This window comes from Salmonella sp. SAL04157 (assembly GCF_046551635.1).
Taxonomy (GTDB): Bacteria; Pseudomonadota; Gammaproteobacteria; order Enterobacterales; family Enterobacteriaceae; genus Salmonella; species Salmonella enterica.
The window spans coordinates 365,526-382,330 of sequence record NZ_JBGDVS010000004.1; the positions used below are offsets into that span (position 1 = coordinate 365,526).

General features: G+C 47.5%; 16 protein-coding genes. 9 read left to right on the top strand and 7 right to left on the bottom strand.

Annotated elements, in window-relative coordinates:
- Positions 1 to 271: 271 nt before the first annotated feature.
- The 4 genes from ACLJRE_RS11520 (at position 272) to hypT (ending at position 3,613) form a co-directional block, all read left to right on the top strand.
- Positions 272 to 943 carry a nucleoside recognition domain-containing protein gene (locus ACLJRE_RS11520; protein WP_000068750.1) on the top strand — a complete coding sequence of 224 codons (672 nt, stop codon included), beginning with the start codon at positions 272 to 274 and terminating at the stop codon, positions 941 to 943.
- The gene (locus tag ACLJRE_RS11525) at positions 940 to 1,401 is read left to right on the top strand and encodes a YjiG family protein (protein ID WP_000211979.1); all 462 of its coding nucleotides are present in this window, start codon (positions 940 to 942) and stop codon (positions 1,399 to 1,401) included. The genes ACLJRE_RS11520 and ACLJRE_RS11525 overlap by 4 nt, the downstream gene beginning before the upstream one ends.
- Before the next feature lie 12 nt (positions 1,402 to 1,413).
- Positions 1,414 to 2,586 (top strand): beta-aspartyl-peptidase, encoded by a 1,173-nt coding sequence (gene iadA / locus ACLJRE_RS11530; protein WP_023137550.1) that lies wholly within the window; start codon positions 1,414 to 1,416, stop codon positions 2,584 to 2,586.
- A gap of 118 nt (positions 2,587 to 2,704) precedes the next feature.
- On the top strand, positions 2,705 to 3,613 hold the full coding sequence (gene hypT / locus ACLJRE_RS11535; RefSeq protein WP_000383509.1) for a hypochlorite stress DNA-binding transcriptional regulator HypT: 909 nt from the start codon (positions 2,705 to 2,707) through the stop codon (positions 3,611 to 3,613).
- 5 nt (positions 3,614 to 3,618) lie between these two features.
- On the opposite strand, the gene ACLJRE_RS11540 is transcribed toward hypT, so the two are convergent.
- Both ACLJRE_RS11540 and ACLJRE_RS11545 read right to left on the bottom strand, forming a co-directional pair.
- Positions 3,619 to 4,353 (bottom strand): aspartate/glutamate racemase family protein, encoded by a 735-nt coding sequence (locus tag ACLJRE_RS11540; protein ID WP_000683243.1) that lies wholly within the window; start codon positions 4,351 to 4,353, stop codon positions 3,619 to 3,621.
- Between the two features lie 238 nt (positions 4,354 to 4,591).
- Positions 4,592 to 5,122, bottom strand: a complete 531-nt coding sequence (locus tag ACLJRE_RS11545) for an Hcp family type VI secretion system effector (protein ID WP_000907671.1) — start codon at positions 5,120 to 5,122, stop codon at positions 4,592 to 4,594.
- A 717-nt stretch (positions 5,123 to 5,839) separates the two neighbouring features.
- On the opposite strand from ACLJRE_RS11545, the gene trpS reads away from it, so the two are divergent.
- Positions 5,840 to 6,853 carry a tryptophan--tRNA ligase gene (gene trpS, locus ACLJRE_RS11550; RefSeq protein ID WP_023212771.1) on the top strand — a complete coding sequence of 338 codons (1,014 nt, stop codon included), beginning with the start codon at positions 5,840 to 5,842 and terminating at the stop codon, positions 6,851 to 6,853.
- Here trpS and uxuR read toward each other — a convergent pair whose 3' ends face one another.
- Positions 6,854 to 7,627 carry a Uxu operon transcriptional regulator gene (uxuR, locus tag ACLJRE_RS11555; protein WP_000841654.1) on the bottom strand — a complete coding sequence of 258 codons (774 nt, stop codon included), beginning with the start codon at positions 7,625 to 7,627 and terminating at the stop codon, positions 6,854 to 6,856.
- A gap of 349 nt (positions 7,628 to 7,976) precedes the next feature.
- Here uxuR and ACLJRE_RS11560 point away from each other — a divergent pair, with 349 nt between their 5' ends.
- On the top strand, positions 7,977 to 8,651 hold the full coding sequence (locus ACLJRE_RS11560) for a dienelactone hydrolase family protein (RefSeq protein ID WP_000588690.1): 675 nt from the start codon (positions 7,977 to 7,979) through the stop codon (positions 8,649 to 8,651).
- On the opposite strand, the gene ACLJRE_RS11565 is transcribed toward ACLJRE_RS11560, so the two are convergent.
- The 3 genes from ACLJRE_RS11565 to ACLJRE_RS11575 form a co-directional block, all read right to left on the bottom strand.
- Positions 8,648 to 9,109 carry a DUF302 domain-containing protein gene (locus tag ACLJRE_RS11565; protein WP_001642121.1) on the bottom strand — a complete coding sequence of 154 codons (462 nt, stop codon included), beginning with the start codon at positions 9,107 to 9,109 and terminating at the stop codon, positions 8,648 to 8,650. The genes ACLJRE_RS11560 and ACLJRE_RS11565 overlap by 4 nt on opposite strands.
- A gap of 204 nt (positions 9,110 to 9,313) precedes the next feature.
- On the bottom strand, positions 9,314 to 10,225 hold the full coding sequence (locus ACLJRE_RS11570; protein WP_001647363.1) for an STM4504/CBY_0614 family protein: 912 nt from the start codon (positions 10,223 to 10,225) through the stop codon (positions 9,314 to 9,316).
- Positions 10,226 to 10,576: 351 nt separating this feature from the next.
- A complete protein-coding gene (locus tag ACLJRE_RS11575; protein ID WP_000864858.1) occupies positions 10,577 to 11,185 on the bottom strand; it encodes a DUF1062 domain-containing protein in 609 nt (202 codons plus the stop codon).
- Between the two features lie 487 nt (positions 11,186 to 11,672).
- Here ACLJRE_RS11575 and ACLJRE_RS11580 point away from each other — a divergent pair, with 487 nt between their 5' ends.
- The 3 genes from ACLJRE_RS11580 to ACLJRE_RS11590 all read left to right on the top strand — a co-directional run bounded on the left by ACLJRE_RS11580 (position 11,673) and on the right by ACLJRE_RS11590 (position 14,842).
- Entirely contained in the window at positions 11,673 to 11,930 is a 258-nt protein-coding gene (locus tag ACLJRE_RS11580) for a YjhX family toxin (RefSeq protein WP_001054380.1), read from the top strand.
- Positions 11,931 to 11,934: 4 nt separating this feature from the next.
- The gene (locus ACLJRE_RS11585; RefSeq protein ID WP_077909915.1) at positions 11,935 to 13,566 is read left to right on the top strand and encodes a class I SAM-dependent methyltransferase; all 1,632 of its coding nucleotides are present in this window, start codon (positions 11,935 to 11,937) and stop codon (positions 13,564 to 13,566) included.
- 559 nt (positions 13,567 to 14,125) lie between these two features.
- Positions 14,126 to 14,842 carry a YebC/PmpR family DNA-binding transcriptional regulator gene (locus tag ACLJRE_RS11590; RefSeq protein ID WP_001529887.1) on the top strand — a complete coding sequence of 239 codons (717 nt, stop codon included), beginning with the start codon at positions 14,126 to 14,128 and terminating at the stop codon, positions 14,840 to 14,842.
- 239 nt (positions 14,843 to 15,081) lie between these two features.
- Here ACLJRE_RS11590 and ACLJRE_RS11595 read toward each other — a convergent pair whose 3' ends face one another.
- Positions 15,082 to 16,716 (bottom strand): hypothetical protein, encoded by a 1,635-nt coding sequence (locus tag ACLJRE_RS11595; protein WP_253825365.1) that lies wholly within the window; start codon positions 16,714 to 16,716, stop codon positions 15,082 to 15,084.
- Positions 16,717 to 16,805 lie beyond the last annotated feature (89 nt).

A 16,805-nucleotide genomic window follows, 5' to 3' on the forward strand; every position in this document is an offset into this window, starting at 1 on the left:
CAAATTTATTTCCTCTTTTTCCTGCTCCCGGCTCCGGTCTTCGTCAACACCTGTTTCTTTGCTTTTTTACCTCGCGTTATACCGTCCACGGTTCCCCGCGCCTCCGGCAGTAGCGAAGATGGTGATTTTTCGCGCTACTATGCAAGAAACGCATAGCACGATACATACTTGCATTTTGTCCTTACCCTTATGGCTGATAAGGTCTTTCTGTTTCGGGCTTTTTGGCCTGTGGCTACAACCAACACATCATCAAAAAAATTCGGGGATCGCTATGGCGCAACAAGTGGACGGGGCGGCCATGCCGCTTGATACAGAAAAGGTCGGGATAAAGGGATACCTGGCGTTTTTTCTCACCATTATTTTCTTTTCCGGCGTATTTTCCGGAAGCGAAGGCTGGTGGCGCGTTTTTGATTTTACCGTACTCAACGGGTCATTCGGTCATGTGACCGGTACGCAGACCTTTCGCGGCGCGGGCGGAACGGGCGCGAAAGATGGCTTCCTTTTTGCGCTGGAGCTGGCACCGTCGGTTATCCTTTCTCTGGGTATCATCGCGATTACGGATGGACTGGGTGGTCTGCGGGCGGCGCAGCAATTGATGACGCCCATCCTGAAACCATTGCTTGGCATTCCCGGCATTTGCTCACTGGCGCTGATCGCCAACCTGCAAAATACCGACGCCGCGGCGGGTATGACCAAAGAGCTGGCGCAGGAAGGCGAAATCACCGAACGCGATAAAGTGATTTTTGCCGCCTGGCAGACCAGCGGCAGCGCTATTATCACCAACTATTTCTCCTCCGGCGTTGCGGTATTCGCCTTTCTGGGAACGTCAGTCATCATTCCGCTGGTGGTCATTCTGCTATTCAAATTTATCGGCGCAAACCTTTTGCGCATCTGGATTAACATCGAAGAACGCCGTCACCCTGCGCAAGGAGCCCAATCATGACGACTCAGGTACGTAAGAATGTCATGGATATGTTTATCGATGGCGCACGCCGCGGTTTTACCATCGCCACAACCAACCTGTTACCCAATGTGGTCATGGCATTTGTCATTATTCAGGCGCTGAAAATTACCGGTCTGCTCGACTGGGTAGGCCATATCTGCCAGCCCGTGATGGCGTTGTGGGGGCTTCCCGGCGAAGCGGCTACGGTACTTCTGGCTTCGCTGATGAGTATGGGCGGCGCCGTTGGCGTGGCGGCCAGTCTGGCTACCGCCGGCGCGCTAAGTGGCCACGATGTTACCGTACTACTGCCAGCCATTTACCTGATGGGAAACCCGGTACAGAATGTCGGCCGCTGTCTCGGTACTGCCGAAGTCAACGCCAAATATTACCCGCATATTATCGCAGTCTGCGCCATCAATGCGCTGCTGTCGATCTGGGTCATGCAGCTTATTGTTTAATAAGGAGTTATCATGCCTGATTTATCCGCCGCGGAGTTTACCTTGTTACAGGGCGCGCACCTGTTTGCGCCAGAAGACCGGGGCATCTGTGATGTTCTGCTCGCGAATGGCAAAATTATTGCCGTCGGCGCTGACATCCCCGGCGATATCGTACCGGACTGTGCGGTGATTAATCTTAGCGGTCGTATGCTGTGCCCGGGCTTTATCGACCAACACGTTCATCTGATCGGCGGCGGCGGCGAAGCGGGGCCGACGACGCGGACGCCGGAAGTCTCCCTGAGCCGCCTGACGGAAGCCGGGATAACAACGGTCGTCGGCCTGCTTGGCACCGACTCCGTCAGCCGTCATCCCGCGTCGCTGTTAGCCAAAACGCGAGCGCTAAATGAGGAGGGGATCACCGCCTGGATGCTCACGGGCGCTTATCACGTTCCGTCGCCGACCATTACTGGCTCGGTAGAAAAAGACGTCGCGCTGATCGATCGCGTCATTGGCGTGAAATGCGCAGTCTCCGACCACCGTTCCGCCGCGCCCGGCGGGAATCAACTCGCCAGCATGGCCGCCGAATCACGCGTTGGCGGCCTGCTGGGCGGTAAACCCGGTGTCAGCGTTTTTCATATGGGCAGCAGCAAAAAAGGGTTACAGCCGCTGTATGACATCCTGGAAAACAGCGACGTGCCGATCGGTAAACTGCTGCCTACCCACGTCAACCGTAGCGAATCTCTTTTCGAGCAGGCGCTGGCGTTTGCGCTTAAAGGCGGCGTGATCGACATTACCTCCAGTATCCCGGATCCCGTCGCGCCGGCGGAGGGCATTGCCAGAGCGGTAAAAGCCGGCGTCCCGCTTTCCCGGGTGACGCTCAGTTCAGACGGTAACGGCAGCCAGCCGCTATTTGACGCTGCCGGAAATCTGACGGGTATCGGCGTCGCGGGCTTCGAAAGTTTGCTGGAGACGTTGCAGACGCTGGTTAACCACTACGGATTCAGCCTGACCGATGCTCTGCGCCCGCTGACGACCAGCGTAGCCGCCTTCCTCAGTCTGGACAGCAAAGGCGAAATCCGTCCCGGTAACGATGCGGATCTGCTTGTCTTTAGCGCAGATTTACGCATTGAGCAGGTGTATGCGCGCGGCAAACGCATGGTCAATGAGGGGAAAGCCTGCGTAAAAGGTACCTTTGAACCGGCGTAATTCCCGCCAGTTTCAGGCTGCCCCATCACGGCATTCTGAAAGAGGACGGGATAAGCGGTTGTCAGCCGCCCGAATGGACGTAGAATGCCCTTTCGGGCGGCTGACAGGATAACGGTAAATGGATGTAACTGGAGCAGGTTTGCACAATATTGAGACAAAATGGCTATATGATTTTCTGACGCTGGAAAAGTGCCGCAATTTCTCTCAGGCCGCCATTATCCGCAACGTATCGCAACCCGCTTTTAGCCGGCGGATTCGCGCCCTGGAACATGCCGTGGGCGTTGAACTGTTTAATCGACAGGTCTCGCCGCTACAGCTTTCCGAACAGGGTAAAATCTTTCACTCCCAGGTTCGCCACCTGTTACAGCAGCTGGAAAGTAATCTGACCGAACTGCGCGGCGGCAGCGATTATACGCTGCGTAAAATCAAGATTGCCGCCGCCCACTCGCTCTCCCTCGGCCTGTTGCCGACCATCGTTAAGCAGATGCCGACGCAGTTTACCTACGCCGTTGAGGCGATAGATGTCGACCAGGCGGTGGATATGTTACGTGAGGGGCAAAGCGATTTTATCTTTTCTTATCACGATGAAAACCTGCAACAAGCGCCGTTTGATAACATCCGCCTGTTTGAGTCGAGACTGTTTCCGGTTTGCGCCAACAATGGCCGGGGCGAGCCGCGCTATACGCTTGAGCAGCCGCACTTTCCCCTGCTTAATTACAGTCAGAACTCCTATATGGGCCGGCTGATAAATCGTACCCTGACTCGCCATGCTGAACTGAGTTTCAGTACATTTTTCGTCTCTTCGATGAGTGAATTGTTAAAACAGGTTGCGATGGACGGCTGCGGAATCGCCTGGTTGCCCGAGTATGCTATCCGTCAGGAGATTACTGACGGGCGCCTGATCGTGCTTGATGCCGACGAACTGGTTATCCCGATCCAGGCTTATGCTTATCGCATGAATACCCGCATGAGTCAGGTAGCCGAAACATTTTGGCGCGACCTGCGTGGGCTTCAGGCCGCACTGTAAACACATCAGGCGGTAAGGCGTTGTTCCCCGGTCAAAGAGGCGCGGGTGTCCGGCCAGGACTCATACCAACGAATCGCCGCGCGCACCAGCGACGCTGTGGAATCAATCATCGGGCACGCTATCGCGCGTTCATGTCCGGCCACAATAAGCGGAATTTCGGTACACCCCATAATAATTGCCTGCGCGCCACGGGCAATAAGGCTATCGATTTGCGGCAGCAGCAGCGCTTGCGCCGCAGTTTTATCGCCACGTTTAAGCGTATAAATAGCCTGCATTACCAACGCCTGCCCCGCGTCTTCCGGCTGAATTAACGTCAGCCCCCGCGCCAGAGCTTTCTTTTGATATAACCCGGTCGCCAGCGTCGCATTGGTCGCCAGCAGACCAACGTGCCGCGCCGATGGCGGAATATCCCCCAGGGTAGCGTCCAGAATGCTGATCATTCGCGCTTTCGCGACGTTCTGTAAATCATCAAACCAATAATGCGCAGTGTTGCATGGGATAACGATACACTCCGCCCCGGCGTCTTCCAGCATATGCAGATAACGCTCCAGATAACGGAATGGCGAAGGCCCGCCGGATAACAGACATGCTGTACGATCGGGAATATCAGGAATAGAGCTGACAATGAGCGGGATGTGTTGTTGATCACAACTGGCATGTCGTAATTCAACAAATTTTTCCAACATATCCGCCGTTGCCGCAGGTCCCATCCCCCCCAGTATCCCAATGGTGTGTTTCATCGCTTTTCCCGCTTATTTACGTCAAGGTCAGAAACACACTATCAACTTGATGTGTATATAAAAAATGCCGTTTTATTAGCGGCTATGCGTAAAAATCATAACGGGTGTAAGGGCCACGCGTTATCGCCTTTTCTGGCAATCGATTGGTTACATGAGCGCTCATCGACCTTCGCAAGCCGCTAAATGCCATTTCGCTACACCGCATTGCCCACTGCGAGTCCGCACGCTTGTTTTATCCTCATCGCCACAGCGCCTGTCGGTGAAGGGGCCGCCGTGTTTTGCTTTTCGACGCTAATGCGGGAATATCCCAGCGAATATGGCTATAAACCAAATCCACGGTCTCCGTGGCGCTGCCTTCGGCGTCGCCATGATTGCTCATGCGTGAAATCCGCACATTGGTGAGCGTATAAATAATAAATGGCAGCATTGCGCCCTTATCACGACGGCATAATGTCAGCACGCCTTCTTTCACCGTTTTCCCGTTACAATAGTGCTCATAGAGGCCAGGCGTAGCAAGATCGACAGGCTTTGTCAGCGTCAATCCTCCAATATATGTCCCTCTCGCTTCGCCGGACTCCCGTTTCGTCGGGTTGTGGTTGTAAGCAATAAGTTTTATTTGGTTTTCAAAACCTTTGATCCGGCTTTCGCCTTCAATACCGTCCAGTTTTAAATAGATGGCGTCCATCCCCCCTCCGTGATTATCATGCGGCAAAGCAGGCTGACAAGGACGGAACGCCAACAATGAAAGAACGTTCCATTTTCCAGCCATTTCGTTGGTGTCTCTGTATACCAGATTAAATACCGACAATCTGCTATAACTGGATTCTTGCTAAATACCTTCTGCCATCAACAATCCATTTTACAATAGCGCTACTGACCTGAAATCTATTACGCCTGGCATTCAAGCATCGTTTCCTGAATAACCATAGCCGCTATAAGAACCATATCAAAAAAGAAATATCAATATCATTTCTTATTTTTATCCGAGAAATTACTTAATTACACAGAATCGGAATATAGACAATTCTTATTCCTTTTCACATCAATGGGTTTTTTAGACTTTTGTCATATAGAAAACAACCATTCCAATAGAACATATTTACTATGTGAATATATTTAATGTTTTTATCGCGCGCAGTGTTATCACAGTAATAAATGATTTGCATCAAAAATGCGCCTTTCAGCGCCACGTATTTTTGGACAGCAAATTATAAAATCGCGTTTCAAAGTCAGTAACATGTTCTCTGTTCAGGCGATATGACTTTATGCCCGGACGACACGCCAGCCGCTTTACCCTTACGTTTAGTCGTGATACGTTAGATCACATGAACACGAAACGATCCAACGCTACGCAACGCCATCTCCGCTGGTGGCTGCCTTCCTGAAGGCGGCACGGATCACTATCCCTCTTTAAGTAGCCGCCGAAAGGCGGCTACTGTGTTTCGGGACGTCTTTCGGCTTTACAGTAAGCATAAAGGAGTCCTTAATGAACACCCTTCCCATCATTCTGACTGGCGATCGCCCCACCGGCTCGTTGCACCTCGGCCATTATGTCGGTTCACTGCGCCAGCGCGTCGCGCTACAGCAGGATCACCAACAGTATGTCCTGATTGCCGACCTGCAGGGACTCACCGATAACGGCAGTAATCCGCAAAAAATCCGCGATAATATTCCGCAAGTGTTAGCTGACTATCTGGCCGTCGGCATCGATCCCAAGCTGACGACGATCTGCCTGCAATCCGCATTACCCGCCCTCGCTGAATTAACGGTGCTGTATATGAATATTGTTACCGTCGCCCGAGTGGAGCGTAATCCTACGGTAAAAAATGAGATTGCCCAAAAAGGCTTTACCCGTTCCCTGCCGGTCGGGTTCATGGCGTATCCCATTAGCCAGGCGGCAGATATCACCGCCTTTAAGGCCGAAATGGTACCGGTTGGCGACGACCAATTGCCCATGATTGAGCAAACGAATGAGATCGTTCATAAGATGAATAGTCTTTTCTCCTCGCCGATATTGCGACCCTGTCAGGCGCTCCTGAGCGATACGGGCCGTCTGCCCGGCATTGACGGCAGCGCCAAGATGTCGAAATCGCTCGGCAATACCCTGCTTCTTTCCGCCAGCGAAGAGACCATCCACCGTGCAGTCAGCGCGATGTACACCGATCCCAATCATTTAAAAATTAGCGATCCGGGAAAAATAGAAGGTAACGTCGTCTTTACGTGGCTGGATGCGTTCCATCCGGATAAAGCCAAAGTCGCGGCGATGAAAGCACATTATCAACAAGGCGGATTAGGCGACCGTGTCTGTAAAAATGAGCTGGAGACCTGCCTGCAAGAACTGATCGCGCCAATACGCGAACGACGGGCAACCTTTATTGCGGATAAGGGAATGCTAATGGAATTGCTGAAAAAAGGTAGCGAGCGGGCGCATGAGGTCACTCAAAAGACGCTACAGGAAGTAAAACGTGGACTGGGTCTGCCCACGCTATTCCAGGTATAATCAGGCATCAACGTTGTCCAGCGGCCATGACTCAAACAGATAGCCATCAAAGTAGATGTCATCAACATTGGAAAACTCCAGCAGACGCTGCTTCACGTTTTCCAGATGCTGCCACATCGCCAGCTTCGCTGCGCGGGCATCTTTCTTAATTAACGCCGCGAGGATCTGCTTATGATCGACCAGCCACTCCTTACGGTAAAGCGTATCGCCCAGATGGCTATGAAGCTGGAGCCACATCGGATTATTTTCACGCCATTGCCAGGACTGGCGGAAGAGCTCTACCAACATACTGTTATGGGTCGCTTCGGCAATGGCCAGATGAAACTGCATATCGCCGCTTTCTGAGCCGCCCGGCGCGCTGGAGGCGAGCTCTCGCTCTTCCAGTTGTAACGCCTGGCGCATTTTAATGATGTCTTCGCGGGTGGCCTGCAGAGCGGCAAATTCAGCGATATTGCTTTCCAGCAACTGACGCGCCTGTAACAGTTCAAACGGCCCGGCATCATTACAGTGATTGACGTCAGCGCCTTCCATCTCGTTATTATCCGCGCTGTCGAGCACGTAGATCCCGGCGCCGCGGCGGACTTCAACCAGACCTTTAATTTCCAGCATGATCAGCGCTTCACGCACGACGGTACGCGTCACATTGAGCCTCTCAGCGATCTCTCTTTCCGGCGGCAAACGCTCCCCGGGGCGGTACGGCGTCTGAACAATCAGATCCCGTATCATTGCGCCCACTTCCTGGTAAGGTCTTTGCTGAGAAGTGTTTGATTTCATATTGGTCGTGCCCGTCCGATGCGATTTCCCGGTATCAGACTATAGCATTTGTAAAGAGGGATAGCACGCGTAGCACACCAAAAACGCGAAACTGGTCAACCAACAAAACAATAATGCGCCCCGTTTCGCTAGTGAGGCCAGATAAAAGGAAAGGCAATAGACAATACACGACTGATGTTCCACCTTTAGCCCTGATGCCTGAATATGAACAGCATATTGGTTTACCAATATAAAATTTATCAACCAAAAATCAGGCCATAAAATGTGTCTGTACATTGACAGGAACAATGCCTCTGACATAGCGTGATCGGCGAAAATCCAGCCGCTCTCTTTGTATCAAGAACGCGTTATGATAAAAGACACCGTGTTTTTCGCCCCAGGCGTATCCGGGGGAAGCAACGCCTCCAGTTTGTCGAGCCGCCATCGCCGGGCAGCGATTATTCTGCATGAAATTTATGGTATTAACGCTCATATCCAACGCGCAGGCCATGAATGGATGACGCGCGGATTCGACATCTATATTCCCGCGTTGTTTCCTCACCATACCCCCTTTCGCTATGAACAGCAGGAGGAGGCTTACCGTCACTTTTCAGCAAATGTCGGCTTTGATCCCGCCGTCGTTACCACGTTACTCCACGATCTCAGAACGCAGTATGAGACGTTAATCGTCGTAGGATATAGCGTCGGCGCAACGCTCGCATGGCTAAGTGCAGCCAGTGGGTTATGCGATGGCGTCATTTGCTATTACGGTTCCCGTATACGCCAGTACCTTCATCTTGTGCCTCTCTGTCCGGCACTGGTTATTATCGCGCGTTATGAGCCGGCGTTTGATCCCCTCGCCATGCGACAGGCGCTGGAAAAGCGCCCCCGGGTGCAGTGTAAAATGTACGATGCGCGGCACGGGTTCTGTGATGCTGATAGCGCCACCTTCGATGCCGCCTTATCTCATCAGGTAATGGACGATGTGAGCGCATTTATTCGCGACATCACCTGTGCAAACACATCGCCCGATTTTCAGCTTTAGTGGAGACTTTTTTCAACGAGCTGTTCCAGTTTTTTCAAAGTCTGTATGGCTGCGGCATCAAGACCATAACGTTGCAGCGTTTCAGCGGGATGATAACTGACCAACGTTCGCCCATCGGCTTGCTGGCTAATGAGCACCCGAAACGGTAAATCCAGTGCCAGTTCGGGATGCGCCAGCATGAGAGGCGTTCCGCCTTTAGGATTGCCAAAGACCAGAACCGTTGTCGGCGGCATTTTCAGGTTAACATTCTGTGCCGCTCTGGCATGATCAAATTCCCCAAATAACACCAGACCGTGATCGGCGACAGCGTGCATCAACCGCGCTCTGGTCTGCAAATAGTCATAAGCGCTGTAGGTTTTAACCATGGTTATCGCTCCATCCTCTGTTGCAAAGCCAGGCCTTATTAAGATTAACATCAGGGTTACCGCCAATAAAAAAGGCTTTAAAATAGTACTCATTCTTCTCTCTCCCTGACCCAATACCTATGAGTAAATGCGACACAGATGATATGCAGTTTAAAAATCAGTCATCGTACTGTACCCCTTATTATTGCACTGAACAGCTCATCACTAAAAAAACAGACGGCAGAACAAAAAATTCCGACGTCTGAACAAATTTAAATAACGATGATGCAGTCTGACTGAGCGACAGCGCGATCATTATTATGGCGAGACACCATCTTCTTCAGCCCGCTGGGTAAGAAAAAATATACTCCGCTCAGTAAGATAATAAATACTACAGGCCAACTCTTCAGAGATACGGAGCATCATTGCGTAGTGATGATGCGATTTTTCTGGCGCCATCGGCAGAAATATTTCTGATTCCAGCACGTCACTTAAAAAATGAAATTTATGTACATATTCAGCAGATATAACGCCTCTCGCCATCAGATTAGCCATTAGTGTATTTAAACTATCTTGTTCATGATACACGATACCTTTTCTCTCATGAATTCTGAGAAGAACGCTTCTGAAGGCTGCATGACATTCCTTTACGACACAGGCAAAATCATTAAGCATCAGGCGATTATACGCTTCCATAAGATCATATTCGACAAAGCCATACTCTCCAGGAGAGTACAAATAATAACATATGTTTTTAAGCCGTTTTATTCTGCGCAACCTTACAATTCTACCATTTTCATATCGATATTTTAAACCATGCTCATGAAATAGATTATTTAATTCACTAATCGCCTTATCCGGTTCTAACCCAAGCGTAACTTCATAGGTCCGAAGGTAGGTATCTATATAGTTAAAAGCAAGTTCAATGGTATCAATATGCTTTCTTTTATCATCTGTTTTTAATAACAGATTACTCATTTCATCCAGATATGACGTTGAATGCGCATATAAGGTGAATAAGCCATACTCTTTGCGCAACGTTTTACATATTCTTCGATAAACTTCATCAGAATGACTATTATGATAGCAGTATAATGTCATATCATAAAAAGAGGAGCAATTTCCTAGCGTATTGATAATCAATAATATTATTTGCTCGCGTATTTCTAACGGAATATCTTCATATAACAGATCGCTATGCCTTAGTGAGTATGGTCTAAAGGTGTGCATTCCTCCCCCTTTAACCGTAACAGAACAGATTACGCTATAAATAGCGTCACATTACTCTAATTCAGTGGTTCGGGTATTAATATCAGCTCAACAGTGAGTCATTTTTTCTTATTTTTTAATGGTGTTGCGTGAATATTTATTTACTCTACAGATAATTGTAACCCATTGCCCTTTGTCATTCTGCTGATCATCACTGGTGCGAAAATCTGGATTATCCATGGCATTCAGCCTTCACTGAATGCCACAGACAAGGGTTATTCAACTAACGCTCACCTGTCCCTTAGCCCTGCTTTCATTCCGTTACGTCACTGCCATACCAGCACACTTAAACGTAAGGTGAGCTTATTATTTTTATCGACGGGTCAGAACAATCCTTCGCCGGTCATACAGTGTTTCAACAGAGAGCTGCAAGTCATATTTCGCATTCTTCAGTTTTCGCGATTTAAGCATTTTCATCGTGACGCCACTTATTTGCCCTGTTTCAATCCGTCTCTTGATTTCGGCTGCGCTTAACAGGAGTTGCTTCTTCAAAATCGACAGCAGGCTGACCTGAAAAGAACGGGAAATCCTGACGCTAACACTGACCTGCTTGTGGGAGGCGATACTGACCAGCCACCGTTCCTGAATGTGAAAATCAGGCTGCCCCGATAATTCAGCATTGTTTCGCTTCAGGATCGCGTTGTCATAAGCAAAATATTGCACCGTGGCGGCATCATTCGCCATCAGTCGACAATAAAGATCGCGGTTAATTTTGCTGACTGGCAGGCGTGAGAACAAGGAGATATTCCAGGTGTAATCGCAGTGTGTGCATTTATAGATACTCCAGACATCGAGTACCTTCTTTTGCGAATTAACCCGAAATGCCCCAGAAGGCGTGAAGTCCCGTTTTACGCTGCATGAAGGGCAACGTTTCGCTATGCGCTGATACCCCACAGGAGTGACAGTCCATATGACTTTCATAACGTACCTTTTTTAACCCATACAAAACCGGATCCGAACTCAGCGGACCATAAATGTTTATGTATGAAAAATATTTAAGTGATATTTTTCAGTGGGTTAAAAAAAGATTTCCAACGCAACAACCCTGTCAATGGCTAAAAAGATACGTCGAGACTATCAAAGCGGCCATTATCGGGTATATGAGTTTAATCAATATTCATTATGGTAGTTGCGGGATCTATTCAACTGACTTGCTAAACGCATGATCCTCCCTTTGAGATCACACTTTTCACTCCCGGTTATTCACTTACAGAAAACAGGTGTTATCATTCACGACGTAAATACCTTTCAACTCAACCCGAGGCTTTGATGCTGGAGAATGTCATCATCCGATAATCAGTTCCCCGACCTTTTCAGGCCGGACTGATTATCAATGCGCCGAAATCGAATGCGGACACCGCAGTGTGTTTGCACGTTTTGCCTATGATGATTAAACAGGTTCTTCAGTATGAATTTATCCCGTCAGGAACAACGTACCTTACACGTTCTCGCCAAAGGCGGACGCATTACGCACATCCGCGATGCGTCAGGCCGCGTCACCGCCGTTGAATGCTATAGCCGCGAAGGGCTGTTGCTTGCCGATTGCACGCTCGCTGTATTCAAAAAACTCAAAACCAAAAAGCTGATCAAATCCGTTAATGGTCAGCCCTACCGCATTAATACAACCGGGCTGAACAACGTTCGCGCCCAGCCTGACAATCGCTAAGGAGATGATGATGGATATCAGCGCCGTTATTTTTGCAACGCATCGCATTCGGCTATTACCCGATGAAGGCAAAATCCCCTGGGACGAGCCAGCCTTCAGCCAACGCATGCTGGAAAATCATCTGTCGCAGGACCACGACTGGGCCAGCCGCCGGCTAACCGTGATTGAGCAACAGGTAACATGGATTACCCGTCAGTTACCCGCTGGCGCCCGCATTCTGGATCTCGGCTGTGGACCCGGTTTTTATACCCGCCTGTTAGCGGAGCGTGGGTTTCACTGCACAGGCGTAGATTTCTCTCCGGCATCCATCACATGGGCTCGCCAGCAGGCGCAAGCCGCAAACCTGAATATTGACTACATTCAGCAAGATATTCGTACATACCACCCCACGGAACCTTTTGATTTCATTATGATGACGTTTGGGGAACTGAATGTCTTTAGCGCTGCGGATGCGCAAAGCCTCATCAGTCATTGCGCGCAGTGGTTGAAACCGGACGGCAAACTGCTTGTTGAAGTGCATACCTTCGATGAAGTTAAACGCCAGGGCATGGCGCAGCCAGGCTGGCAGCGTTGTCCGCACGGCCTGTTTCTTGCCGTGCCTCATCTGCTGTTAACGGAAAATGCCTGGGATGAAGAGGCCCAAACCAGCTCAACGCAGTTCTGGGCAATAGCGGAAAACGGCTGTACCACCCGTTTCGGCAGTCAAATGAAGGCCTGGCGCGATGATGAATATATCAGCCTGCTTGGTGATGCTGGCTTCACTGTGTTGCAGCGCCCGGACAGCCACACCTGGCCGGTCGGCGAAACTTTTGCAGGCAAGCTGTTTGCGCTGCTGGCTGAAAAAGCATCCACTTCTGAGGATATTGCCCTCAGTAAAAGGAATAACCCAATGGATATCCCACGTATTTTTACCATTAGCGAAAGCGAACACCGTATCCATAATCCGTTTACAGCGGAAAAGTACGCCACACTGGGCCATGCGTTACGCATGAAGCCAGGCACGCGGATTCTCGATCTCGGTAGCGGCTCGGGTGAGATGCTCTGCACCTGGGCTCGCGATTACGGTGTTACAGGTACTGGCATTGATATAAGCCCGCTCTTCACCACACAGGCAAAACAACGTGCAGAAGAGCTCGGCGTCAGTGAATACGTACATTTTATTCATAACGACGCGGCCGGTTATATCGACGAGGAAAAATATGACGTGGCGGCCTGCGTAGGCGCTACCTGGATTGCGGGCGGTGTCGCGGGGACAATAGATCTGCTGGCCAAAAGCCTCAAACCTGGCGGGCTCATTCTCATCGGCGAACCGTACTGGCGTCGGATCCCCGCAACGGAAGAGATCGCCCACGCCTGTGGCGTCTCATCCGTCGCCGATTTTCGCCCCCTGCCCGAGCTGGTCGCCTTTTTCGACCAACTCGGCTATGACGTAGTGGAAATGGTGCTGGCGGACCCGCAAGGCTGGGACAGATATGAAGCCGCGAAGTGGATGACCATGCGCCGCTGGCTGGAGGAAAACCCTGACGATGAGTTTGCGCAAGAGGTTCGAACAGAACTGACGGTAGCCCCCAAACGTCACGTCACCTGGACGCGAGAATACTTTGGCTGGGGCGTATTTGCGTTAATCGCGCGATAACGTGAAGCAGGAGGTATAGCCTACAAGAGGTATACCTCCATTTAAAAGTATGCAACAAATTAACGCGGCTCAAGGCGGGAATATATCGTCTTAGAGACTATCCCACCAGGCGTTATTGGCGCAGCCAGTTTGGACACGGACAGCGCGCAAAAACCGGAGCGTACACGTAGTACGTGAGGATTTTGAGCACTGCCCAGGTCCAAAATGGCAAGTAAAATAGCCCTAATGGGATAGGCTCTTAATTTCGCCATTAAGTTTCTGCCACAATATGTCGCAAGACGTGCAAGCGTTCCACCTCACCTGATGAGCGAAACCACCATCAATAAGACGTTATTGCTGCAATTCAATTATTAAGAATAAAAAAAGAACCAGAAGAAAATTAGAAAATGACTTATCCACCATATTAGCTATTGTTAAAATCAAAGTAATCCCCCGTAAAAGCCGGATGTTTTTATTTCTCATAGACGAGAATTTATATATTATGATATAATGCGGTAGAAAAACATGCAGGTTATTAACCTGCCATTAATGTAAATAATTTTTTGAGGAGATGTTTCCAGTGGGACGTAAATGGGCAAATATTGTTGCTAAAAAAACGGCTAAAGACGGTGCAACGTCTAAAGTATATGCAAAATTTGGTGTAGAAATCTATGCTGCGGCTAAACAAGGTGAACCAGATCCGGAATCAAACTCAGCTTTAAAATTCGTTATTGAACGTGCGAAACAAGCACAGGTTCCAAAACATGTTATTGATAAAGCCATTGATAAAGCCAAAGGTGGCGGAGATGAAACGTTCGTGCAAGGGCGTTATGAAGGCTTTGGACCAAATGGTTCAATGGTTATCGCTGAAACGTTGACGTCTAATGTTAACCGTACGATTGCTAATATCCGCACAATTTTTAATAAAAAAGGCGGGAATATCGGAGCGGCAGGTGCTGTCAGCTATATGTTTGACAATACTGGAGTGATTGTATTTAAAGGAACAGACCCTGACCATATTTTTGAAATTTTGCTTGATGCTGAAGTTGATGTTCGTGATGTAACCGAAGAAGAAGGGAACATCGTTATTTATACTGAAGCTACAGACCTGCACAAAGGAATTGCAGCGCTAAAAGCAGCTGGAATTACTGAATTTTCAACAACAGAATTAGAAATGATTGCTCAATCAGAAGTTGAACTTTCACCAGAAGATTTAGAAATCTTTGAAGGACTTATTGATGCCCTTGAAGATGATGATGATGTGCAAAAAGTATATCATAACGTTGCAAACCTCTAATTATAAATTAAACAAATCTGTCTCTATGGCAGATTTGTTTAATTTATAAAGCTGTTATAAAAAAGTCTATCTGGCCGGGATCTCAAAAAATGCCTGGAACTAAAATGGGTCTATTTACATCCCCATCGCCGCCATGCTGAAGCTGATGGGGTAAATATTTCCTTACTGAACTGATTTTACGCCCGTAACCAGGCACCATTTTTCAGATACAAATAATGCTTAATTTGTAACTATATAAACTAGTTAATCTGCTCATCTTCTTTATGAATATATGGACCAAAAGCCCAAGAATCATAATAAGGATGATAAATGAGTGTTTCATCAAACCGAACACTATAGGTTAATTTTTTAATGTTTTTACGCACTGCGCTTACACTAGGCAAATAATAAAGATAGTTAAGAAATTTTTCAATTGTTATCTCCCCTGTGCAATGCTCATAACCATCAATAATATTTTTTATTCTATCTCCTTCTTCATTGTTTTGGAAAATCACCCCTGGCACACGTTGAAGAAAACTAGATAACGAATATTTATCGACAACAAACACATTATCGGAATGATATTTCCCTCCAAGCATAGTTGTTGTGACAATAATTTTATGAACACCTTTCGGTTGCCAATCTACCGGGAGATTGAACTCATTAATAATGATATCAAGATGGTTAAGATAGTGTGTTGAAATTCTGTCGATTTGTTCAATATAAGACCGCAATAATTTATTATTACCATCATAAATTAATGAACTATCTCCAATAATATTACACAATTGTTGATAATACTTGCCATAATAAATCGGCTGCCCATTTGATTTAAGCTCTGTAAAAATCAAATGATCATCAATAAGCATTACGCAATCACACTGAAAATTAGCATGTGTTTCAATGGGAGATGCTTTAATCCCAGCTGCACGAACCTGTCTTAAAAATTGCTGTTCATGGAATCGCCCCTTACCTGCCTGAGAGATTTTTTTTGATCCAAATAACGACATTAAAGAACGTGTAGCAGAACTATGTGCTATTAATGCTGGCATTAAGCATAATCCATCTACACAGGGAATGAATGGACAATCATTAAGATCATGTGACTTTGAATTAAAAGTAAAATAACCAATAACTTTTTTCGCCACATCCTCCGCCATACCTTTCCGTTTAAAAAAAGATAACCAATTTTCACGACTCTTTATTATCAGCCATCTGTCTACCTGTAATGGTATAGGTTTTTTGGAGGAAAATCTTTTCCTCAACTCTTCTTTGGATAACTCAACTAAACATTGATAAGCATGTACCCAATTATATAGTGATACATTACCATATTCTTCATGTAGATCGTCAGGTGACATATTTTCTAACTCACTTAAATGATGTGAGCTATAAATACCTTCAGGATTTAAATAAGAAGGCATACGGTTCTTAGCCCATTGCCTTAATTTAAGACCTTTTTTGCTTGAAGTGTGCATCTCACTATATAAATTAGATTCTCTCATCATCAATCTATTTCGGGCAATTTCATAGTCCTGATATAAACAAGAACCATCGACATCAAGAGAATATATATCATTATCTTTTTTAGTAAATTCCGCATTACTCAATCTAAAAAAGTCACTTACCCTACTTAATGAGTCAAAAACATTCCATTCATCAAGATATTTTCTCATTGAAAGCAGAGTTTCTTTATCTATACGACAATTTAATTTTAAGGGTTCATTAGTACGTAAATGAGAGAATATTCTCCCAGAATAAGTCGCCACCTCATCAAATGCTCTATTCAACGTTCTGAAATACTCAATATCAGGTTCAGCATTAATATCTATATTTTCAGAGATAATAAACAAGGGGAAATTTTTCTTTACTTTGTTTATATCTTTTACCGTTATTAGTGAAGATAGTGAAGATAGTGAAGATAGTGAAGATAGTGAAGATAGTGAAGATAGTGAAGATAGTGAAGATAGTGAAGATAGTGAAG